The 18,909-nt window shown below is 61.3% G+C and carries 19 protein-coding genes and 1 tRNA gene; 8 read left to right on the forward strand and 12 right to left on the reverse strand.

The window, feature by feature from the left end:
- Window positions 1–86 precede the first annotated feature (86 nt).
- A tRNA-Val gene (locus EGN72_RS14145) sits at window positions 87–162 on the reverse strand.
- 132 nt (window positions 163–294) lie between these two features.
- Between EGN72_RS14145 and EGN72_RS14150 the strand changes: the two genes are divergently transcribed.
- The 3 genes from EGN72_RS14150 to EGN72_RS14160 are packed head-to-tail and all read left to right on the forward strand — an operon-like array spanning window position 295 to window position 2,730.
- Window positions 295–1,239 (forward strand): Gfo/Idh/MocA family protein, encoded by a 945-nt coding sequence (locus tag EGN72_RS14150; protein ID WP_127048674.1) that lies wholly within the window; start codon window positions 295–297, stop codon window positions 1,237–1,239.
- Entirely contained in the window at window positions 1,236–1,946 is a 711-nt protein-coding gene (locus tag EGN72_RS14155) for an acylneuraminate cytidylyltransferase family protein (protein ID WP_127048676.1), read from the forward strand. Before EGN72_RS14150 ends, EGN72_RS14155 begins: the two co-directional genes overlap by 4 nt.
- Entirely contained in the window at window positions 1,939–2,730 is a 792-nt protein-coding gene (locus tag EGN72_RS14160) for an SDR family NAD(P)-dependent oxidoreductase (protein ID WP_127048678.1), read from the forward strand. The genes EGN72_RS14155 and EGN72_RS14160 overlap by 8 nt, the downstream gene beginning before the upstream one ends.
- Here EGN72_RS14160 and EGN72_RS14165 read toward each other — a convergent pair.
- The 9 genes from EGN72_RS14165 to EGN72_RS14205 form a co-directional block, all read right to left on the reverse strand.
- A complete protein-coding gene (locus EGN72_RS14165) occupies window positions 2,717–4,000 on the reverse strand; it encodes a 3-deoxy-D-manno-octulosonic acid transferase (RefSeq protein WP_127048680.1) in 1,284 nt (427 codons plus the stop codon). The genes EGN72_RS14160 and EGN72_RS14165 overlap by 14 nt on opposite strands.
- Window positions 3,993–5,240 (reverse strand): 3-deoxy-D-manno-octulosonic acid transferase, encoded by a 1,248-nt coding sequence (locus EGN72_RS14170; RefSeq protein WP_127048682.1) that lies wholly within the window; start codon window positions 5,238–5,240, stop codon window positions 3,993–3,995. The genes EGN72_RS14165 and EGN72_RS14170 overlap by 8 nt, the downstream gene beginning before the upstream one ends.
- A complete protein-coding gene (gene neuC / locus EGN72_RS14175; protein WP_127048684.1) occupies window positions 5,233–6,354 on the reverse strand; it encodes a UDP-N-acetylglucosamine 2-epimerase in 1,122 nt (373 codons plus the stop codon). Before neuC ends, EGN72_RS14170 begins: the two co-directional genes overlap by 8 nt.
- A gap of 83 nt (window positions 6,355–6,437) precedes the next feature.
- Window positions 6,438–7,193, reverse strand: coding sequence for a glycosyltransferase family 25 protein (locus EGN72_RS14180; RefSeq protein ID WP_127048685.1), 756 nt, complete (start codon window positions 7,191–7,193; stop codon window positions 6,438–6,440).
- Window position 7,194: 1 nt separating this feature from the next.
- A complete protein-coding gene (locus EGN72_RS14185; RefSeq protein ID WP_158623201.1) occupies window positions 7,195–8,328 on the reverse strand; it encodes a rhamnan synthesis F family protein in 1,134 nt (377 codons plus the stop codon).
- Complete coding sequence (locus EGN72_RS14190) at window positions 8,325–9,353, reverse strand: N-acetylneuraminate synthase family protein (protein ID WP_127048689.1); 1,029 nt, start codon at window positions 9,351–9,353, stop codon at window positions 8,325–8,327. The genes EGN72_RS14185 and EGN72_RS14190 overlap by 4 nt, the downstream gene beginning before the upstream one ends.
- Before the next feature lie 81 nt (window positions 9,354–9,434).
- Window positions 9,435–9,953, reverse strand: coding sequence for a gamma carbonic anhydrase family protein (locus EGN72_RS14195; protein WP_127048691.1), 519 nt, complete (start codon window positions 9,951–9,953; stop codon window positions 9,435–9,437).
- Window positions 9,950–10,612, reverse strand: coding sequence for a guanylate kinase (gene gmk, locus EGN72_RS14200; protein ID WP_127048693.1), 663 nt, complete (start codon window positions 10,610–10,612; stop codon window positions 9,950–9,952). Before gmk ends, EGN72_RS14195 begins: the two co-directional genes overlap by 4 nt.
- A 2-nt stretch (window positions 10,613–10,614) precedes the next feature.
- Window positions 10,615–11,508: a YicC/YloC family endoribonuclease gene (locus tag EGN72_RS14205; protein ID WP_127048695.1), complete on the reverse strand. Its 894-nt coding sequence runs from the start codon at window positions 11,506–11,508 to the stop codon at window positions 10,615–10,617.
- Between the two features lie 243 nt (window positions 11,509–11,751).
- Between EGN72_RS14205 and EGN72_RS14210 the strand changes: the two genes are divergently transcribed.
- Window positions 11,752–12,459 (forward strand): PAS domain-containing protein, encoded by a 708-nt coding sequence (locus EGN72_RS14210; protein WP_199743751.1) that lies wholly within the window; start codon window positions 11,752–11,754, stop codon window positions 12,457–12,459.
- Between the two features lie 69 nt (window positions 12,460–12,528).
- Here EGN72_RS14210 and EGN72_RS14215 read toward each other — a convergent pair whose 3' ends face one another.
- Window positions 12,529–13,899: a class II 3-deoxy-7-phosphoheptulonate synthase gene (locus EGN72_RS14215; protein ID WP_127048697.1), complete on the reverse strand. Its 1,371-nt coding sequence runs from the start codon at window positions 13,897–13,899 to the stop codon at window positions 12,529–12,531.
- 143 nt (window positions 13,900–14,042) lie between these two features.
- Between EGN72_RS14215 and EGN72_RS14220 the strand changes: the two genes are divergently transcribed.
- Both EGN72_RS14220 and EGN72_RS14225 read left to right on the forward strand, forming a co-directional pair.
- Window positions 14,043–15,056 (forward strand): GlxA family transcriptional regulator, encoded by a 1,014-nt coding sequence (locus EGN72_RS14220; protein ID WP_127048699.1) that lies wholly within the window; start codon window positions 14,043–14,045, stop codon window positions 15,054–15,056.
- Window positions 15,053–15,592 carry a GNAT family N-acetyltransferase gene (locus tag EGN72_RS14225; RefSeq protein WP_127048701.1) on the forward strand — a complete coding sequence of 180 codons (540 nt, stop codon included), beginning with the start codon at window positions 15,053–15,055 and terminating at the stop codon, window positions 15,590–15,592. The genes EGN72_RS14220 and EGN72_RS14225 overlap by 4 nt, the downstream gene beginning before the upstream one ends.
- Here EGN72_RS14225 and EGN72_RS14230 read toward each other — a convergent pair.
- Window positions 15,568–16,704 (reverse strand): PQQ-dependent sugar dehydrogenase, encoded by a 1,137-nt coding sequence (locus EGN72_RS14230; protein ID WP_127048703.1) that lies wholly within the window; start codon window positions 16,702–16,704, stop codon window positions 15,568–15,570. The two genes, EGN72_RS14225 and EGN72_RS14230, sit on opposite strands and share 25 nt — an antisense overlap.
- 75 nt (window positions 16,705–16,779) lie before the next feature.
- Here EGN72_RS14230 and EGN72_RS14235 point away from each other — a divergent pair, with 75 nt between their 5' ends.
- Together EGN72_RS14235 and EGN72_RS14240 are read left to right on the forward strand one after the other, a co-directional pair.
- Complete coding sequence (locus EGN72_RS14235; RefSeq protein WP_127048705.1) at window positions 16,780–17,964, forward strand: ABC transporter substrate-binding protein; 1,185 nt, start codon at window positions 16,780–16,782, stop codon at window positions 17,962–17,964.
- A gap of 114 nt (window positions 17,965–18,078) precedes the next feature.
- On the forward strand, window positions 18,079–18,861 hold the full coding sequence (locus EGN72_RS14240) for an ABC transporter ATP-binding protein (RefSeq protein WP_127048707.1): 783 nt from the start codon (window positions 18,079–18,081) through the stop codon (window positions 18,859–18,861).
- Window positions 18,862–18,909: the final 48 nt, after the last annotated feature.

Here is an 18,909-nt window from a genome sequence, read left to right on the forward strand (position 1 = left end):
GGTTGGCTTGAACATAGGGCGAAACGGGGCGGCACAAAACGCAAACAGCCGCAGGGGGTCTGTGCGCAGATGATCAAAAGGGGGGATGGTGGGTCGTGACGGGCTCGAACCGCCGACATCTTCGGTGTAAACGAAGCGCTCTACCAACTGAGCTAACAACCCGTTGGCGGCTGAATAGCCGATACGTTTGCGGGCTTCAAGGGGGTTTTCTTGCCCATCGACGCATTGCGCCGGGTCGGGCCTGCGGGTAGTTTGCAGACCAAGGCAGCCAGAGGCAGGACAAAGACAAAAATGGTGCAACGAATATTGGTGATTGGCACCGGGTCCATCGGTCGCCGCCATGCCGAAAATTTTCGTGCTTTGGGGGCCGAGGTGACGGCAATCGGCTGGCGCGCCACCTCTGTTGAAGGGGTAGAGACGGCGCTGGCGGGCAGCCGGTTTGACGGAATGGTCATCGCCACGGAAACACAGATTCGCCTGCCGCTGATCGTGGCGGCGGCCAAGGCCGATGTGCCGATCTATGTCGAAAAGCCGCTGGCCTTTTGCAGCAACGACCTGAATGCCTGCCTTGCCGCCGCAGCCCCGATTGCCGCGCGGTCGATGCTGGGCCTGATGATGCGCTATCACCCGGCCTTTCGCGATCTGGCGCAGGCGGACCTGTCCGACAGCTATCACTTCAGCTTTGCCATCGGCCATGATGTGACGCAATGGCGCGAGAATTGGCGCTTTTCCGACAGCTACGCCGCCAAGCCCCAAGGCGGCGGCGTGCTGCTGGACCTGTGCCACGAGCTGGACATGGCCGCCTGTCTGTTCCCCGGCCTGCGGGTGGAATCGGTGCATTCGCATGGCCATACCGCCTATCCCGGTGTGGATATGGCCAGCCGGATCGCCTTGGCCTCGGGTCAGGTGACGGGATGTGTGGCGATGGATTACCTTGCCCCCCGCCTGATCCGGCAGGCACAGATCAACGGCACAAAGGCCAGCCGCAGCTATGATTTTGCCGCGCAAACCTATCGCATCGCACAGGGGCAAGCCGTGGAAACCCCGCATCTGCCATTGGAACGCAATGAGATGTTCATGGCCGCCGCCAGCGATTTTCTGGCCCTGATCGCAGGCAAACCCCTGCGCGGGATCGAACATTTCCCCCGGCTTGACCGGGTCGGCGAAAGCTGCCGGCTGACGGCGCAGGCTTGGGAACAGCGCCGATTCATCGGCACCATCACAAAGGACATTCCATGATCTTGGGACATATCGGCGCGCGCAAAGGCTCCAAAGGGGTGCCGGGCAAGAATTTCCGCGACCTCTGCGGCAAACCGCTGATTGACTGGTCGCTGGACCAGCTTTTCGCCTGCCCGCAGGTGGATGCGGTAGTGGTGTCCACCGATGATGAGGCGATCTATGCCCATGCGGTCGCCAAGGGCGCGCTGCCCATCGGCTTGCGCCCGGCGCATCTGGCCACCGATACGGCGGGCAAATGGGGCGTGTGGCAACACGCGCTGGAGGTGTCGGAGCCGCTGATGTCCGGCCCCGTCACCGCTTTTCTGGACCTTGATTGCACCTCGCCCCTGCGCCACGCCGCCGATATTCCCGCCGCGCTGGACCTGTTTGCGGCGCAACGCCCCGATATGGTGATGTCGTGCTGCGAGGCGCGCAAGAACCCCTATTTCAACCTTGTCGAACCCGATGCCAGCGGCGCGCTGCATGTCTCCAAGCCGCTGCCCGGCGGTGTGGTGGCGCGCCAACAGGCCCCGGTGGTGTATGAACATGCCGCCTCCACCTATGTCGTGGCCCCCGATTACCTGCGCCGCGCCAAAAGCCTGTATGAAGGCCGCGTGATCCCCTATCTGATGCCCGCCGAACGCTGTGTGGATATCGACAGCCCCTTTGATTTCAAACTGGTGGAATTTCTGATGAAATCCCATCTTGAGGAGACGACCCATGGATAAGCAACTTGCCGGACGCACCGTATTCATCACCGGGTCGGGGGGGGTCTTGGGCTCTACCTATGTGCGGCGGATGCTGGCGGCGGGGGCGCGCGTGGTGTCCAGCGACCTGCCCGGCCACCGCGCCGACGCCTTGAAAGCCGTGCATGAAGGCAACGCGAACTTCCGCTTCTATGATCTTGATGTTGCAGACGAAAGTCAGGTTGAAGGTATCTTTCAACGCATCATGGCCGATGGCTGGGAACCCAATGTCGTGCTGAACAATGCCGCCATCACGGGGGAGATGCTGATGGGCGCGGGCAAATCCTTTCCCGATTTCGCCGATACCTCTGTCGCTGATTTTGAAAAGACCATGCGCGTGAACCTGACCGGCGCTTTCATGATCGCACGGCAGATGGACCGTGACATCATCGGCAAATACCCTGCCACGCTGATCAATGTCGCCTCGATGTATGCGCTCAACGGGGCGCATCACCCCATTTATGACGGTATGCCGTTCAAAAACTTCTCGGCTTACGGTGTCACTAAGGCAGGGATTCACGGGCTGACGGTTTGGCTTGCGGGCTATTGGGCCAAGCGCAAGGCCACCGTGAACACCATCGCACCGGGGGCGGTGTTCAACAACCATTCCGAGGAATTTCAGCGCCGCGTCGGCGAATTGATCATGGCGGGCCGCATGTGCGAACCCGATGAGATTGCCGATGCCATGCTGTTCCTCGCGTCGGCGCAATCGGGCTATATGACGGGGCAGATGGTCAATGTGGATGGCGGGTTCAGCGCTTGGTAAGCAGGCGCTGAATACCCGCAAGCGTGCGCGGGGTGGCCCCGGCATGGGCGGCGAAAAACCCGTCAATCGCTTGGGCTGACGGGTCCGCTGGCGCAACCAGCGCCTGCGCCAAAGCATCGAAATCCGGCACAGAACGGGCCACGCCTGCGGCCTGAGCCTCTGCGAACGGGTATTCGATGGTAAAGGTTTCCGGCCCCACCAGAACCGGCTTTTTCAGGGCCAACGGTTCGATGATATTATGCGCGCCTTTGGGGGTGAAACCGCCGCCCACCACAACACGCGTGGCCATGGTCAGGTAAAAATACATCTCCCCCAGACTGTCGCCCAGCAGCACCTCGGCCGTCTCCGGCACGGCGCCCTGCAAATCCGCATCAAACACCGCGCTGCGTCGCGCGATGCGCAGCCCCGCTGCTGTCAACATCTCGGCCACCGCGTCAAACCGTTCCGGTGCGCGCGGCACATAGACGAACAGCACATCCCGCTGCGCCCGCACCGCCTTGATCGCGCTGATATAGCCTTCATCCTCGCCTTCCACCGCGCTGGCGATCACCACCACTTCACGCGCGGGGCGGGCAGCCTGCCCCGCCGCAATCAGCGCGGGCGGGATCGGCTGGTCAAAGCGCAGCTCCCCCGTCACCTCAATCGCCTGCACACCGACACTGGCAAAGCGGTGAGCCTGCACATCCGATTTCACCAAAGCCCCCGCAAAGCCCTGCATGATCTGCGCACGCAGCCCCGTTTGCCCATCGCGCGCATAGCTTTTGCTGGGATATTGCGCGTTGCACATGAACAAGGGCACGCCTGCCGCCCGCGCCGCCATGATCATGCGCGGCCAAATCTCTACCTCCATGACCAGCCCGTATTTCGGGGCCTGCGCGTCGAAGAAGTTGCGATAACAAAAGCCCAGTTCAAACGGCACCCACAGCACGCGAACCTCGCCGCGTGCGATGGCATCGGCAAAAACCCGGGTCGATTCGCGCCGCCCTGCCGGGGTGAAATGGGTCAGGATCACCCGCTCCCCCTGCCCCAGCAGCGCATGGATCAGCGGCACGGCAGACCGCAACTCGCCCAAGGACACCGCATGCACCCAGACGCCGCCCGGTTTCGGCGTGCCGTAAAAGCCAAAGCGTTCCGCGATGCGGCGGCTGTAATCCGGGTCTTTGCGCCCACGCCGCCACAGATAGAACAGCACAAACGGCAGGCCCAAAGCCCAGATCAGCCCATAGGCCAACAAAGCCAGCCGCAGCTTGAGGGATGGAAACTTAGCCATAGCCCGCCATTCCCAGCAGATCAGCGGCCAGATCATCCAGCGGCGTGACCCGCCGCACAAGGGACTGGCCGCGCAGGCCCATTTGTTCCAGATCAGCGGCCCCCAAGGCGCGGATCAGACTGTCGGCATCCGTGACCTGCCGCGCAGCATCCGCAGCTTGCAAACTGGCATAATCGGCAGTGAAATTGCCAACGCGCGGGCCATGCAACACCGCACAGCCAAGTGCTGCGGGTTCCCACGGGTTATGGCCTTCGACGGGGCCGAAACTGCCGCCCACCAGTGCCACCCGCGCCAGCCGATACCACAGACCCAATTCGCCGAATGTATCCGCCAGATACACCGATTCCCCCGCCAGCACCGCCCCTTTGCTGCGCTGCGCGAAGGGCATTTCCAGCGCCAGATGCCGCTTTGGGTCACGCGGCGCAAGGATCAGCAACCAGCGTGGGTCTTGCGCAAAAAGCTGAGCCTGCGCGGCCATGGCCACCGCCTCATCCTCCAGATGGGTAGAGGCCGCGACCCAAAGGCGGCGGCCCGCGAACATGGCCTGCATCCGGTCCAGCTCTGCCGTTTTGGCCGAAAGCACCGGGGCCGCCGCTTTCAACGACGGCGTGACCTGCACAATCCCCGCACCAAGGGCTGCCAGATGTTTCGCCGACCGTTGGTCCTGCGCAAAGATCTGGCAAAACCGCGCCAGAACATCGGCGTATAACGCCTTGGCAAACCTGCGCTTTTCGGCCGATTCCGCCGTAATCCGCGCATTCAGAAACACCAGCGGCACCCCCCGCTGATCCGCCAGATAGACCGCTGTTGGCCAAACCTCCTGATCCGACCAGATCGACAGATCGGGCCGCCAATGGTCCAGAAACCGCGAGACGAATGCGGGCGCATCCAGCGGTAGATATTGGTGGATGCAGCGCGGTGGCAGATTGGCGGCCACCACCTCGGCCGATGACCGGGCCGAGGATGTCAGCAGGAAATGCACCGCAGGGTTGGCGCGGCCCATCGCCTCGATCACGCCGCGCAGGGCCATCACCTCGCCCACGCCCACGCCATTCAACCAGATAACCGGACCTTCGGGGCGCGGCTGCCCCGCCTGCCCCAGCTTTTCCCGCCAGCGGGCGGCATCCTCCCGCCCCTTTGCCAACCGCCGTTTCAGATGCCAAGGGGCCACCCGCGCCAACACGCGCCACAGCGCCATATAGGCGCGCAGGGCATATCCGGGGGGGCGCGGCTTAGCCAAGGTCCTGAAACTCTTTTTGCAAGCCGCGCGCCCAGAACGCTTGGTCTTTCAACACCGCCACAAACCGCTCTGCCGCGCTGCCAGAGCCGAAACCTTCGTCGCGGGCATGGGTCTTGCCCCAATCCTCGGCCAGAAAGGCCGCAATCGCCGCACGGTCCGCCGCATCGGCATAGCGGATTGATGCGGCCTCTGACCGGTTATGTTGCCGCGTGCCAATATCCAGCGAGGGGATGCCCAGAAACGGCGCCTCGCGCACACCAGCCGAGGAATTGCCCACCATGCAGGCCGCGTTTTTCATCAGTTCGGAAAAATGCGCAAAACGCATCGACGGGATCAGCCGGAACCTATCCTTGGGCAGCTTGTTGATCACCGCGAAAATCGCATCCGACCCCGGATCATTATTCGGCGCGATCAGCACGAAATTCCGCCCCGAGGCCTCCAACGCCGCATAAAGGCTTTCCGCCTGCGCGCCCATCGTCGCCTGTTCCGAGGTGACAGGGTGGAACACGCATATCCCGTAATCCGTGAACCCGATGCCATAGCGGGCGCGCACGGCCTCAATCGTCACCCCTGAAGGGCGCGAGTGAAAGTCCAGCTCTGGCGAGCCGATGACATGCACAGCCTCGGCCGGTTCGCCCAAGGCCATCACCCGCCGCGCCGCCGCTTGGCTGGAAACGAAATGCGCCGAGGCAAGCTTGGAGTTACAATGGCGGAAAATCTCATCAATCGTGCCCGAAACCTCGCCGCCTTCGACATGGCCAGAGCGGATGTAATTGGTGGCCGCAACCAAGGTGCAGGCCAGTGCCTCCACCCGGTCGCCATGGGTGATGATCAGATCGGGGCGGTGTTCGGTCACGAAATCGGAAAAGCCGATGACGGTTTTCGCCAAAATCATATCCTGCGGATCGCCGGGGCGCTGGTTCAAAAACTCATGCACCGGCACCCCCGCCATGCGCTGCACTTCCAGCTTGGTCATGCCATAGCGTTCCAGCATATGCATGCCCGTCACGAAAAACGACACGGCAAACCCCGCATCCCGCGCAGCAATCGCCAGCGGTTCCAGCTTGCCAAAATCGGCCCGTGTTCCGGTGACGAAAAGAAGGGATTGGGTCACGGCGGGATATCCTTAGCAGCTGAACAAAGTCGCGTCAAAATAGGCGTTTATCGCAGGTGGCACAACACCCCGCCCCGGCTTGATTACCTTTGCCGCGACCGCGCCAGATAAATAGCTTTCCCGATCAGATTGCGCAGCCGCAAAGCGTAGTTTGGCAGACGCTTCCATTTCGGAAACTTCTGCACCTCTGAAAAACTGCTGCCGGTGATCGTGCTTTCATTCCCATCATCAACATGGCTGGGGAAAGGCTCCAGGCCGAAATGCCGGAAGTCATGCACAAAAATCCGGTCAAGTTCGTGGTCAATCGGGCGGGTAATGGGCAGCATGGCAGGCAAAAGCCTTGTGGCCAGATCATGCGTGATCAGATAAGCGCCCAAACCGGTGGCCGCACCAACATAGGCATTCAAATCATACGGCCCTATCTTGCCTTGCAGGCGCGGATGTTTGGCCCGGATTTTATTGAGCTTCAGAAAATCCCATTGATCCACTGCCGCAACAGCCAAGTCCAGCGCCGACAGAAAATCATCGTGAAAGACAACATCATCTTCCAATACCAATGCAATTCTCTGCCCCGAGTCCACAAACGCCTGCCACACGCCAAGATGGGAATGATAGGTGCCGATTTCGCCGGGCAAAACGCGGCGCCCTGTGTTTCGCTCAAACGCAGCAATATCAACGCTGGGCGCAAGCGTGGCCCAATTGGCCCGGCCATCCACTGCGTCAAACACGGTATAGGGCAACCCCAACTGCGCCAGACGGTCCGCCATATCGCGGCGGCGTTTTTCCGATCGCTTCAGATTGATCAGGAACACGGCGATTTCACTACGAGGATATGTCACCTTAACGCCCTACCGCAGCGGCGCCAGACCGATGGCGCTCTTCGATCTCGGCCAAGACCAAAGGTGTCGGCGCAGGCAAATCGCCCTTGCGAACCGCCTCCAGATACTTCCCACGGCCAACATGATGAAGCGAGTCTTTCGGCTCGGCCGCGGACCGCTTTAGAAAATTCAAATCCAGAAGATCGACACAGGCAAACCGCAGCGCCAAGTGAAATTCACTCCTGCTCTCCATGGTGCGAAACAAGTCAAAGGCTGCAGAGCGCCAGATGTCATCCAAGGTTTCCGCCCCTTCCAGCGCCGCCGCTGTTTCAGCCATTTCAGGGAAGCGATAGGCACCATAGTGGATGACCTTGCGCAGATAGTCATTTGGCTTCGTTGCGAGTTTTTCCATAAGCGCCTCGAACGAAAACAAAGGTGCCACGCTAAACCCCGCGTCCAAGAGGGTCTTGGTCAAACGCAGCTCGCCTTGGCGGATCGTGTTATATTTGAAGCTGGACAGAGGATAGTTTTTCCAAAAACCATTGAATGCTTCGGATGCCAGCACCTTGGGGCCAAACCAGAAGAAATAGGATTGCAAATGTGGGGTGCGATTTGTCGCTCGTTTTCGTGCTTTTCCCGGGGGCCGCAGGATCATCCCACCAAAATCGACCCCAAGCCCCTCCATCACTTGCAGGCTGCGATCACCGTCGCACAGGGGCCACCAGATGCTGTCATTCAGCACCACCAATGACTGCATATCGACATTGGCCTCGCGCAAAATACGCAAACCATCGCGGTAGCCGCCGAAATCATACCCGACATTCGGCCGTTCCAGAATTTGCCACGTGACGGGCGCAAGCATGGCCCGCGCGTCATCCGTCAGGGCGGTATTGGAAACCAACAGCACTGAATAGCCATTTTCAATGAGATGCCGGCAGGTTTTAAACGTCGATGCCGCAAGGCCCTTGGGCTGATAGATCAGCAGGATCGCAAACTTCTGCCCTGATGGTTGCTGGCCCTTGGTTAGTTTGATGCGCGCATGGAAACTGTTGTCGTGCCGCCACTTGGTTACAATGTCGAAGGGCAACCGCACCAGAGAGTGTAGCTGATCGACTGGACGTTTGAGTTCACGCTTCAGCTTCCAAAGCGGAATCATGCCAGATCGCTCCATTTCAACTGGGTGTTACGGGTCACGGCGCGGGTCAGCCGTTTGCCCAGCACCTTGTCAAACTCATAGCCCGCAATCTCGCCCGAGCCGGGGCGGCGGGCCCAGATGTCGCTTTCGGTGATCACATGGCCCTCGGCCAGATCACGATCCGCCACCACAGAGGCGCGGGCGAAACGGTAAACCGGTTCTTCGGCCTCTGTCCGCTGCTTGGGATTGTGCAAGGCGGTGTGAATCTCCTTGGACCGGTCGATCAGGAATTTCAGCTCTGCCGGGTCCATGGAGTTGATGATATCGGGGCCTTTGCGATAGCGGGTATCGGTGTAATGCCGCTCCAGAATACAGGCGCCCAAGGCGACGGAGGCCAAAGCCATTTCCGGCCCGATCGAATGGTCGGAAAAGCCGACAACCGCGCGCGGAAAGGCCGCTTTCAGGTCCGTCACCCCTTGCAGCGACACGATTTCCGGCGGGCTGGGGTAAAGGTTGGTGCATTCCAGCAGCGCATAATCCACCCCCGCCGCATCCAGAATGGCCACGCTGGCACGGATGGTTTCGATGCTTTGCATCCCCGTCGACAGGATCACCGGTTTGCCAAAGCGCGCGATATGGCGGATCAGCGGCAGGTTATCCGCCTCGCCCGAGCCGATCTTGTAGGCAGGCACATCCAGCGTTTCCAAGAAATCCGCCGCCGCCCGGCTGAACGGGGTCGAGATATAGATCATCCCGAGGGATTCGGTGTAATCCTTCAGCGCGCGCTCATCCTCAAGGCTCAGCGCGCAAGCCTCCATCACATGCCAGATCGACACATCGGCATTGGGCGGAAAGATGGATTTTGCCTCATCCGTCATTTCATCTTCCAGAATATGGGTCTGGTGCTTGATACATTCGCAGCCCGAAAGTGCGGCCAGCCGCACCATTTCCTTGGCCACCTCAAGGCTGCCACCATGGTTGATCCCGATCTCGGCGATCACCAAAGGCGGGTGGTTGGGGCCAATTTCGCGGTTGCCAATCTTCATGCTACGACCTTTCACATTCCATCGACGCCATGCGCCAATATGTTGGAAAATTTCTGTTTTACAGCAGGTTATACTGCAATGTTAAACCTGTTTCAGACCTGCGCGAAACCGCTGCATATTGGCGCGATAGCCCGCCGCCGATTGCAACAGCTTTGCCTGCGCCTCGGCGTCCAGCACCCGCACCACCTTGCCCGGTGCCCCCATCACAAGGCTGCCATCGGGGATTTCTTTGCCTTCGGTGATCAAGGCCCCCGCCCCGATCAGACAGCCTTTGCCGATCCGCGCGCCATTCAGCACCACGGCCCCCATCCCGATCAACGACCCTTCGCCGATCACGCAGCCATGCAGCATGGCCTTATGCCCGATGGTGCAATTGGCCCCGATGGTCAGCGGAAAGCCCATATCGGTATGCAACACGCAGTTTTCCTGAATATTGCTGTTCTCGCCCACGCGGATTTCTTCGTTATCGCCGCGCAGCGTGGCCCCGAACCAGACACTCGCGCCTTGCTCCAGCACGATCTTGCCAATCAGATTGGCATCATGCGCGACCCAGGTATCGGCGTGCAGCTTGGGGGCGACCCCATCCAGTGCAAAGATCATCTTGCCTCAAACTCCTGATTCAGACCCCGGACGATTTCGGTCAGCGCGGGCTGGCGATCACGGCGCAGGCGCTCGGCCTCCAGAATGGTGCGCAGCGCGGTGAAGGTCTGGTCCAACTCGCGGTTGACCAGCACATAATCATATTCGGCCCAATGGCTTATCTCACTTTGGCTTTTCGCCATGCGGCCCGCGATCACCTCATCGCTGTCTTGCGCGCGGCCACGCAAGCGGCGTTCAAGTTCGGCGATCGAGGGGGGCAGCACGAAAATCGACACCACATCGCGCCCAAGGGCAGAGTTGCGGATCTGTTGCCCGCCCTGCCAGTCGATATCGAACAGCGTGTCGCGCCCTTCGGCCATCGCCGCCTCTACCGGGCCCTTGGGGGAGCCGTAGAAATTGCCGAACACCTCGGCATGTTCCAGCATATCGCCCGTCTCGACCATCTGCTGAAAATCGGCGCGGCTGCGGAAGAAATATTCGCGCCCGTCAACCTCTCCCGGGCGCGGCGCGCGGGTGGTGGCAGAGACAGAAAAGCGGATCGTCGGGTCCCATTCCATCAACATGCGTGCCAGCGTTGATTTGCCTGCCCCCGAAGGCGAGGACAAGATCAGCAGCAATCCCTTGCGGGGGGCCGGGGTGCGCGAAGTTTGGCGTTCCATCGTCATTCCACGTTCTGAACCTGCTCGCGCATCTGATCTATCACAGTCTTAAGGTCAAGCCCGACCCGCGTCAGCGCCAAGGCCTGCGCCTTGGAACACAGCGTATTGGCCTCGCGCATGAATTCCTGCATCAGAAAATCCAGCTTGCGGCCGACCGGTTCAGCGCTGACGATCAGCGCGCGGGCGGCTTGGGTATGGGCGCGCAGGCGGTCCAACTCCTCGGTCACATCGGCTTTGACGGCCAGCAGCGCAAGTTCTTGATGCAGGCGGTTTTCGTCAATGCTTTCTGCGGCTTGCAGCAGTTTCTTGACATTGTCTTTCAAGGTTGCGGCCACTTGGCCCTGCCGGGCGGCGGCCTCATCGCTGGCGGCGGCGACAAGGGTTTCGATCTGGTCCAACTGATCTTGCACCACGGCTTGCAAGGCCTGCCCTTCGGCGGCGCGCATCGCCTGCAACTCGGCCAGCAGATCCGCGAAATCCGCCATCAAGGCCGCCGCAAGCGGTGCGGTATCTTCGGCATCCGTCGCAGTTTCCAGCACGCCCCGCAGGCCCAGAACATCGGCCTGACTGGCCTGCGCCAGCGTCACCCCGGTTGTCATTGCCTGTTGTTCCACCTCGGCCAGCATCACCAGAACCGACCGCAGAACCCCCGGATTCAGCCGCAGCGAAGACTCCTCTGCCCCGCTGCGCGACAGTTTCAGCGTCAGGTTCACATTGCCCCGGTTCAGCGCCTTGCCCAAAGCCGCGCGCAACTGCGCCTCCAGCCCGTCAATCCAGTCGGGCACCCGCATCCGCAGGTCCAGCCCCTTGCCATTGACCGACCGGATATCCCAAACCCAGGCATGTGCCCCATGCTGGCCACGCCGCGTTGCAAATCCGGTCATCGAAAGCGTCATATGCCTGTGCCTTTTCCCATCCGCGCGCGCCCGTCCGGGGCCTGCGCCGTTATTTACCATTTATACAGTTTCTTCACAAAATGCCGCAGAAAACATGTAGTTTAGATTTCAGTAACACATCTTACGTTACTGTTAACCTCGTCGCCACGGCCCCGGTTCACCGGGTGCCACAGCGGACTAGCAGAGCAGGACGTTCGGGACAATACGACCGGCCAATTTGGCCCGCACAGACGGAGACAGATCATGACGCCAGGCTTTTTCGACAAGGGCGAGGACCGCGCAGAAACCTCCGGTCGGGGTGCGGCGATGCTGGCGCAGGTGCGGGCCTATTGGGAAGGGCTGCGGACGGGCGACAGCTTGCCGACCCGGTCGCAATTCGATCCGCGCGGGATCGAGGGGGCGCTGTCCTCTACCTTCCTGCTGGAACGGATCGCGCCCGGTCTGGCCCGTTTTCGCATCGCAGGCATGGACCTGACCGATCTGATGGGGATGGAATTGCGCGGCATGCCGCTGTCTGCGGTGTTCTGCCCGGAACAGCGCGCGCAACTGGCAACGGTGCTGGAACCGGTGTTTTCAAAACCCGCGATTCTGACCATGGCCTTGACGGCGGAAAAAGGTTTTGCCCGTCCGGCATTGACCGCGCGCTTGCTGGTTCTGCCCATGCGCTCGGACGCTGGCGAGGAGCGGCTGGCGCTTGGTTGTTTCGCGCTGGAAGGCGGCATTGGCCGCAGCCCGCGCCGCTTTGGCATCGACAGCCACGCCTTGCTGCATCTGCCGCGCGACAAGGCCGAAAGCCCCAGTGACTGGCCGCGCAAAGGGGCCTTTACCCCGATGCCCGTCCGAAGCACCGCCACCCAGCACGAGGCCGCTTTTGCCGAGGCCGCCGCCACCTATGGCACCAAGGGCAAAACCGCTGTGCCCTATTTGCGGCTGGTCAAATCTGACAATTAATCCCACGACGCCAGAGTGCAAAAAAGGGCACCCGAAGGTGCCCTTTTGTATTTGCGGGTGGTGCAGCGCTTACATCGCGATCCGACGCTCAGCTTCGCGGGTTTTCGACAGCTCTTCCGCCACCAGAAACGCCAGTTCTAGCGATTGGCTGGCATTCAGGCGCGGGTCGCAGGCGGTGTGGTAACGATCGGACAGGTCCTCATCCGTCACATCGCGCAACCCGCCGGTGCATTCGGTCACATCCTTGCCGGTCATTTCAAAATGCACCCCGCCCGGCACCGTGCCTTCGGCAGCGTGAATGGCAAAGAATTCCCGCACTTCGCGCAGCACGGAATCAAAGGGCCGGGTTTTATAGCCAGAGGCCGCCTTGATCGTGTTGCCATGCATCGGGTCGCAGGACCAAAGCACCTTGGCACCTTCTTCCTGCACCGCCTTGATCAGGCGCGGCAGGTTATCGCCCACCTTGCCCGCGCCAAAGCGCGCGATCAGCGTCAGACGCCCGGCCTCATTTTCCGGGTTCAGCTTGGCCATCAAGACCTTCAGGTCATCCGCCGTGGTCGTCGGGCCGCATTTCAACCCAATCGGGTTCAACACGCCGCGCGCGAATTCCACATGCGCGCCATCGGGCTGGCGGGTGCGATCCCCGATCCAGATCATGTGGCCGGACCCGGCAACCGGCTGGCCCGAAATGCTGTCGACGCGGCACAGCGCCTCTTCATATTCCAGCAACAGCGATTCGTGGCTGGTGTAGAAATCAACCTGAGACAGTTGATGCGCGGTCGAACTGTCCACGCCTGCCGCCTGCATGAAATCAAGCGCATCGGAAATGCGGTTGGACAATTCGCGGTAGCGTTCGGCCTTGTCATGCTCGGCAAAGCCAAGGGTCCAGCTATGGACGCGGTGAATATCGGCGAAGCCCCCGGTGGAAAAGGCGCGCAGCAGGTTCAGGCTGGCGGCGGCTTGGGTATAGGCTTGCAGCATCCGGTTCGGATCGGGGATGCGGCTTTCTTGTGTGGCCTCAAACCCGTTGATGATGTCACCGCGGTAGCTGGCGAATTCCTCGCCATTGATCACCTCGGTCGGGGCCGAGCGCGGCTTGGCGAACTGCCCGGCCATCCGGCCCACCTTCACCACCGGCACTTTCGCGCCATAGGTCAGCACCACAGCCATTTGCAGCATCACGCGGAACGTGTCGCGGATGTTGTCGGCGGAAAACTCGGCAAAGCTTTCGGCGCAATCGCCGCCTTGCAGCAAGAACGCCTTGCCTTCGGACGCAAGGCCCAACTGCTTTTTCAGGCGGCGCGCTTCACCGGCAAACACCAGTGGCGGATATTTGGCAAGCTGCGCCTCAACGGCGTTCAGGGCTGCACTGTCCAGATAGTCGGGCATCTGCACCCGCGGTTTGGCGCGCCAATCTGATTTTTTCCATGCTTGCGTCATCGGTCTTCTCCGAAAGTTAGCGGTATCGCCAAGGGGTATAGGCAATGCGCAAGGGAAAGCAAAGGCCGAAAGCCGCGCGCCCCCCCTTGTCGTTGGCGCGTTTTCCTGTTTCGGTGTTTGCCGATGCGACCTAAAGGTAAGTAATGTCCGTTCCGCCCAAGAAAGCAACCAATGTCGGCAAAGACCTGAGCCCGAAGCGCTTTGTCTTTCTGCTGCTGGACAAGTTCACGATGTTGTCTTTCGCCAGTGCGATCGAACCGTTACGGATTGCCAATCGCGTGATCGGGGCGCCGGTCTATCAATGGGTTCTGGCGGGCGAAGGCGATGGCGTGGTGCATTGTTCCAATGGGGCGGCCTTCACGCTGGATATCGGCCTGTCCGAGATTGAGCGTGACGATACCGTGCTGGTCTGCGGCGGGATTGATGTGCAAAAGGCCACGACCAAGGGCATTCTGAACTGGTTGCGGCGCGAGGCGCGGCGCGGGGTGGCGATGGGCGGGCTTTGCACCGGGGCCTATGCACTGGCCAAGGCGGGGCTGCTGGATGGCAAGAAAGCGACGATCCATTGGGAAAACCAAGACGGGTTTCTGGAGGAGTTTGAGCAGGTCAAGCTGACGCGTTCCATCTTTGTGATTGATGGCAACCGGATGAGCACGGCAGGCGGCACGGCTTCGCTGGATATGATGCTGAAAATCATTTCGGCCGATCACGGCGATGATGTTGCCAACACGGTCGCCGATCAGTTGATCTATTCCACCATCCGCACCGATCAGGACACGCAGCGCCTGTCGATCCCGACCCGCATCGGCGTGCGCCACCCGAAACTGAGCCAGGTCATTCAGATGATGGAAAACGCCATCGAAGAACCCATCAGCCCCGCCGATCTGGCCGAGGATGTCGGCATGTCGACCCGGCAATTGGAACGGCTGTTCCGCCGCTATCTGAACCGCAGCCCCAAGCGCTATTACATGGAATTGCGCCTGTCCAAGGCGCGCAACCTGTTGATGCAAACCGATATGTCGGTGATCAACGTGGCCTTGGCCTGCGGCTTTGCCTCGCCCTCGCATTTCTCCAAATGCTACCGCGCGCATTATTCCACCACGCCTTACCGCGAACGCGGCACCCAAGGCGGCCCGCCCTTGCGGCTGTCGATATGATCCTGACGGCGCGGCTGCTGTTGCGCCCTGCGCGCGCCTCGGATCTGGCGGCGATGCACGCCATCATGGCAGACCCCCGCGTGATGGCCTTTTGGTCCACCGATCCGCATACCGACCCCGCGCAAACAGTTGCGTTTCTGGACGCGATGATCGCTGAAGGCCCAGACAGCGATGATTTGATCGCCGAATTGCGCAGTGCGCCGGGCGTGGCCATCGGCAAGATCGGCTTTTGGCGGGCCGAGGAGGCAGGCTTGCTGCTCAGCCCGACCGTCTGGCGGCAAGGCTTGGCCTATGAGGCGTATCAGACACTAATCCCCCGGCAATTTGCCAAACACCCCGCGCTGGACAGCTTGCTCGCCGATATCGACCCGCGCAATCTGCCCTCTGTCGCCTTGTTTCAGAAACTTGGCTTTGTGCAGACGGGCTTTGCCAAGAACACCTTTTGTCTGGGCGGGGTCTGGACAGACAGCGTCTATCTGTCCCTGCCCCGCCCCAAGACGGATGCAAAAAGTCACGGCGCCGGCACCATCCGGTAAATCGCCCCTTCATAAACCGACAGGAACCAGATCGACCCATCCGGCGCTTGGCGGATGTCACGCACCCGCGCGGTTTCATCGCTGGCAATCCGCACCTCAGCGAACCCCTGCGCCGGTTCCAGCCGTGAAATCAGGTCGGAATTCAGGCTTCCGGTGAACAGCTGCCCGCGCCATCCGGGAAACAGCGCGCCGTTATAGACCATCAGCCCCGAAGGCGCGATGGACGGGTCCCAATAGTGCAGCGGTTGTTCCATCCCCGGCTTGGCCGACCCCTCGCCGATCTTGGCCCCGGAATAGTCACGGCCATAGGTGATGACGGGCCAGCCATAGTTGCGCCCCGCCTGCGGCGCGTTCACCTCATCGCCGCCGCGCGCGCCATGTTCGGCGGTCAGCAAGCGCCCCTGCCCATCCAGCGCCGCCCCTTGGATATTGCGGTGGCCATAGCTGTAAAGGCCGGGGAACACGTCTTGCCCGGCAAAGGCATCGGCGGTCAGCGGCGCACCATCGGCACTGAACCGCAGCACCTTGCCTTCGGGCCCGTCGAGGCGCTGCGCCAGCGCGCCATTGCCGCGATCCCCGGTGGTCAGGAACACGCTGCCATCGGGCGCCTCCACCAAACGCGCGCCGAAATGGCGGCCACCGCTGCGGCCCACGGGCTGCATCACGGGCCGGAACTCTTGTAACCGGCTGCCATCCTGCGACAGAATACCAAAGCCCGCCGCCGTGCCAGCGCCCCCCGAAACCGGGGCGGCATAAGACAGCCAGACCCGCCGCGTGCTGGCAAAATCGCGCGGCACCATCACATCCAGCAAGCCGCCTTGGCCAATCGCCGCCACCTCTGGCACGCCCGCCACGGCTTGCGCGGCACCGCCCCCCGCAGGCAGCCGCAACAGCCGCCCCTCGCGCTCTGTCACCAGCACATCGCCAGAGGGCAGAAAGCCGATGGCCCAAGGTTCTTCGAACCCGGAGGCAACAGGCACCATCTGCACCGGTTGCGCCGCCCCGACCTGCCCTAACGTCACCCAAAGCATCGCCCCCAGCCCCAACACAAGTTTCCCGCGCAAAGCCACCAAAAGCTGCAATTTTTTCCGGAAATACGCATGGACAGGCATGTTTTCCCTCCTTTTCTTTTCCAAATACTGCGACTAGGCTCCCCGCAGGATGTAGATCCAGTTAGGGAGATAACAATGAAAAAACTAATGATGGCGACTGCCGCAATCGCGCTTATGGCCGGTGCCGCGCAGGCCGAAGACGCAAAAATCGGGATCATTCTGGGCTTTACCGGGCCTTTGGAATCGATCACCCCCGCTATGGCCGCCTCTGCCGAGCTGGCAATCAAAGAGGTCAATGATTCGGGCAAGTTCATGGATGGTGGCAGCGTAACGGCTGTGCGCGCCGACAGCACCTGCGTTGACGCAACCGCCGCCGCCGCTGCGGCAGAGCGTCTGATCACCGTGGAAGCCGTCAACGGCATCATGGGCGCAGATTGCTCGGGCGTGACCGGGTCCATCCTGCAAAACGTCGCGCGCCCCAACGGCATGGGCATGATTTCGCCTTCCGCCACCTCTCCGGGCCTGTCGACCGCCGAAGATGATGGGCTGTTCTTCCGCACCGCCCCGTCGGATGCGCGTCAGGGCGAAGTGATCGCCGATATCCTGACCGAGCGTGGCGCGAAATCCATCGCCCTGTCCTATACCAACAACGACTACGGCAAGGGCTTGGCTGACAGCATCGCAGCGGCCTTTACCGCAAAGGGCGGCGCTGTGACCGTTTCGGCGGCGCATGAAGATGGCAAAGCCGACTATTCCGCCGAAGTGGCAACGCTGGCCTCGGCTGGTGGCGATGTGCTGGTTGTGGCCGGTTACGTTGACCAAGGCGGCAAAGGCATCATTCAGGCCGCGCTGGACACGGGCGCATTCAGCACCTTCTTCCTGCCCGATGGCATGTATGGCGACAGCCTGATTGCGGCAATCGGTGACGGGCTGAACGGCACCTATGGCACCGTGCCGGGCACCGATTCCGAAGGCGCTGCGAAATTCGCAGAGCTGGGCGCGGCAGCCGGGTTCGACCCGACCTCGTCCTACACCGGCGAAAGCTATGATGCGGCGGCCCTGATCCTGCTCGCGATGCAAGCTGCGAAATCGACCAATGCCAAGGACTGGTCTGCGAAGGTGATGGATGTCGCCAACGCACCGGGCGAAAAGATCAACGCAGGTGATCTGGCACGCGGGCTGGAGCTGATCGCAGCGGGCACCGATATCGACTATGTCGGCGCCACCGCGGTTGAGCTGATCGGCAGCGGCGAATCTGCGGGCAACTACCGGGAATACACCGTCAACGGCGGTGCCTTCGTTACGGACAAGTTCCGCTAAGGCCAGACTGGTCTGATGCAACAGCGGCCCGTGGGGTGTGACCCTTCGGGCCGTTTCTGTCACTATACGCCGCACGCCACGCCAGATGGCACCGCCTGAGGGAGGGTTGAAAAGATGATCGTCGTCGAAGATCTGCACAAACATTTTGGCGGGTTTCACGCCGTGGATGGCGCGTCGCTGACCATCGAAACCGGGTCCATCACCGGGCTGATCGGGCCGAATGGCGCGGGCAAGACAACATTGTTCAACGTGATCGCCGGGCGTTTGCCGCCCACCTCTGGCCGGGTCAAGATGGCGGGCGAGGATATCACCGGCCTGCCCCCGCATGAACTCTTTCACAAGGGCCTGCTGCGCACCTTTCAGATCGCGCATGAATTCGGCTCTATGACGGTGCGGGAAAACCTGATGATGGTGCCGGAAAAACAAACCGGCGAGACGCTGTGGAACACTTGGTTTTCACGCGGCCGCATCAGCGCCGAGGAACGCCGCATCCGCGACAAGGCCGATGAGGTGCTGGAATTTCTGACCATCAGCCATCTGGCCGACCAGAAAGCGAGCAATATTTCGGGCGGGCAGAAAAAGCTGCTGGAACTGGGCCGCACCATGATGGTGGATGCCAAGATCGTGTTTCTGGATGAGGTCGGCGCCGGGGTAAACCGCACCCTGCTCAACACCATCGGCGATGCTATCATCCGCCTGAACCAAGAGCGTGGCTATACATTCTGCGTGATCGAGCATGACATGGATTTCATCGCCCGCCTCTGCAACCCGGTGATCTGCATGGCCGAAGGCAAGGTTCTGGCACAGGGCACCGTGGAAGAAGTCAAAAGCGATGAGCGCGTGATCGAGGCCTATCTGGGCACGGGGTTGAAGAACAAGGTGAAGGCCCATGCGTAGGGCCGCTGCGCATTGCGATTGGTTCAAGAACCAGACGCTTGCGCGGGG

Origin of the sequence: Pseudorhodobacter sp. E13, from assembly GCF_003991405.1 — a bacterium.
Classification (GTDB): Bacteria; Pseudomonadota; Alphaproteobacteria; order Rhodobacterales; family Rhodobacteraceae; genus Pseudorhodobacter.